The 3,037-nt window shown below is 59.3% G+C and carries 3 protein-coding genes; all 3 read left to right on the top strand.

Annotation, left to right across the window (positions count from 1 at the left end):
* Positions 1-326 (top strand): P27 family phage terminase small subunit (locus LPW39_RS23315; protein WP_230781158.1); only part of this gene is annotated, 326 nt, incomplete at its 5' end.
* Positions 286-2,037 carry a terminase large subunit gene (locus LPW39_RS23310; protein WP_230781156.1) on the top strand — a complete coding sequence of 584 codons (1,752 nt, stop codon included), beginning with the start codon at positions 286-288 and terminating at the stop codon, positions 2,035-2,037. The genes LPW39_RS23315 and LPW39_RS23310, both read left to right, overlap by 41 nt.
* Positions 2,034-3,037, top strand: a 1,004-nt coding sequence (locus LPW39_RS23305; protein WP_230781154.1) for a phage portal protein, incomplete at its 3' end; no start/stop codon positions are given. The genes LPW39_RS23310 and LPW39_RS23305, both read left to right, overlap by 4 nt.

Below are 3,037 nucleotides of genomic sequence, written 5' to 3'. Positions count from 1 at the left end.
TCTCCGATGTTCCGGAGGCGCCTGACTGGTTGCCCAACGCACATGCGTTCAAAGAGTGGGACAGGCTGGCTCCGATCTTGGTGGCAAACAAGCTGCTGACCGAAGCGGGGCTGCAGGCGCTGGGTCACCTCTGCGCACTGCATGGAAAGACCGTGCAGCTCTACGCGGCCGGCGAGGCGCCCAATGCCTCCATGGTCGGCCAGCTGCGCAATCTGATAAACGATTTCGGCCTTACGCCGGTAGCCCAAGGCAAGGTAAAGCCAATGGGGGAAGGGCCGACAACAAATGCCTTCACGAAAAACGGAAAGCGAGCAAACGCACGATAAAGACTTTGTGGCTGTTGCCAAGGCCTACGCCAAGAAGGCGCTGGACCCCAAGAACCGCAAGCGCTTCGGAATCTGGATACGCCTGGCTGCCAAGAGATTTCTTGATGACCTGGACCGGGCCAAGAAGAAGGATGCTCCATTCAAGTTCGATGTATGGCATGCCAACGACATCTGCGATTTCGGCGAGAAGCTGCCGCACGTAGAGGGCAAGTGGGAGACGCCGACCATCATCCTGCACGAGTCTCATGTGTTTTTTCTCGTTCAGCTGTTCGGGTTTCGCAATCTGGATGGCACGCGCCGTTTCACGACGGCTCTATTTGCCATTGCGCGCAAGAACGCCAAAAGCACCTTGGCGGCCGTCATCGCGCTGTACTGCCAGGTATGCGAGGACGAGACAGGGCCGCAGGTCATCACAGCAGCCACAACCTACGACCAGGCAAGCATCGTTTTCAAGGTGGCCAAACGCATGGTGGAGAAGACCTCCGACCTGCGCGAGGCCTTCAATATGGTGGCTTATGCCAAGGCCATTGCGAGCTACTGCAACGGAGGCACCTTTAAGGCATTGCACGCCAAAGCAAGCACGCAGGACGGTCTGAATCCATCCTGCACGGTTCTGGATGAGTTGCACGCCCACAAAAACCATGACCTGCTGAACGTGCTGAAATCGGCGGCCGGCGCTCGGGGCAATCCGCTTTGGCTATACCTGACCACTGAGGGCTATGACAGCCCCGGGCCTTGGGCAGAGGAGCGAGAGTTTGCCAAGAAGGTGTTGCGCGGCCTGGTGCAGGCGGACCACTACCTGGCGATTTACTACGCGGTGGACGAGAAGAGCGAGGACCTGGGCACCGAGGCGGACGATGACTTTGATGAGGAGGCCTGGCACAAGGCCAATCCCTTGATGGAGGTCAATCCAAAGCTGCTGATCGAGATCCGAAAGGCGGCCATCGAGGCCAAGGAAAAGCCAGGCACCTACGGGGAATTCAAGATCAAGCGCCTGAATCGGCCTTCATCGGTCGCTGGTGGCTGGGTGAACCTTACCAAGTGGCGCGAGTGCAGCGGTGCTGTCGATCTGGACATGCTGCGCACGGTGCCTTGCTGGGGTGGCCTCGATCTGTCGAGCACCAGTGACCTGACCTCATTGCGGCTGGTGTGGCGCTTGAACGGCTGGCTCTATACCTATGGCTGGCGCTGGGTGCCGCCAGCTGCAACGCGGCGACGGGTAGCGCGTGGCTTGGTGCCCTATCAGGCCTGGGTCGAGTCGGGCCTGTTGATCGAGTGCGGTGACGAGGTGATTGATTACGCGCCTATCGAAGCTAAGGTTCTGGAGGTGAAAGAGACCTTCAATCTGCAGCTGCTGGCTTATGACAACTGGAATGCGCCCCAGCTCACGCAGCGTCTCAAGCAGGCTAGCGTACCGATGGAGCTATTTCGGCAGGGCCCGCAGAGCTACCACCCTGCAATGCAGGACCTGGAGCTGCACTACATGGCGGGCCGCCTGGCTCACGGCAACGACCCGGTGCTGAACTGGAACGCCTCCAACTTGGTGGCCAGACAGGATCAGAACTTGAACAACGCGCCTGACAGGCGCAAATCCACTGAAAAGATAGACGACATGGCATCCCTTTTGATGGCGACTGGCGCGAGCTTGAGCGCTGCCACTCAGGGCGACATGGATGGATTTCTCAAGGGTGGAATTAAGGCAGGAAGATGAAAAATCCAATGAGAACGGCGCTCGGGCGAGTCCGGGCCACTGTGCTCGGCTGGGTCCTGCCTGGTGGCGGGAGTGGTGCCGGCGTGGTAGTTCACGCAAGCGGCACTGTGTTGACAGATCAGAAGCTGCTGCGCCTGTCCACTGTGTGGGCCTGCACGCGGCTGATCTCCGAGACCATCGCGACCCTCCCGCTGGGTATCAATGAGCGCACAGGAAAGGGCAAGAGGCCTGCTACCGACCATTGGCTGCACAAGATCATCCATGCGCAGCCAAACGCTGACAGCACGGCTTCAGTGTTTTGGGAGGCGGTGGTTGCCGCAATGCTGCTGCGTGATGGCGCCCGGTGCGAAAAGCTCATGCTCGGCACGCGCATCGTTGGGTTGAAGTTCCTGGCTCCTGGTCGGCTGTCGTGGACACGCCTCAGCGATGGCAGCAAGCAATATCGCTACGTTGATCACAACGGTAGGCAGCGCATCATCCCAAACGACCGAATTTGGCACATCCCGGGCTTCTCCCTTGACGGCAAAGATGGCGTTTCGGTGATTGAGTATGGCGCGCAGGTCTTCGGCAATGCGCTGGCTGCTGATGACGCGGCCGGTAAGACATTCAAGACTGGTCTGCTGCAGACGCTTTACTACAAGGTGGATAAGTGGCTCACCCCTGACCAGCGCCAAGAGTTCAAAAAGGAATACGTTGGATCTGTCGAACGCGGCGAGGTGCCGGTTCTGGAAGGTGGCATAGATGTTGGGGCTGTGGGGATCAAGCCCGCTGATGCGCAGCTCTTGGAGTCGCGCAGCTTCAGCGTAGAAGAGATCTGCCGCTGGTTCCGCGTTCCGCCCTGGATGGTCGGCCACACAGACAAGGGGTCCAACTGGGGGACGGGGATCGAGCAGCAGATGATCGGTTTCCTCACATTCACCTTGGGCCCGTGGCTGCGCCGTATTGAGCAATCCATCACCAAGGATTTACTGAGCCCCACCGAGCGCTTGCGCTACTACCC

Source organism: Comamonas koreensis (assembly GCF_021026195.1).
Lineage (GTDB): Bacteria > Pseudomonadota > Gammaproteobacteria > Burkholderiales > Burkholderiaceae_C > Comamonas > Comamonas koreensis.
This window is presented reverse-complemented; position numbering and strand designations above follow the sequence as displayed.

Coding starts and splice junctions, on each gene's coding strand:
- LPW39_RS23310 (WP_230781156.1), top strand. CDS start 286: ATGCCTTCACGAAAAACGGAAAGCGAGCAAACGCACGATAAAGACTTT.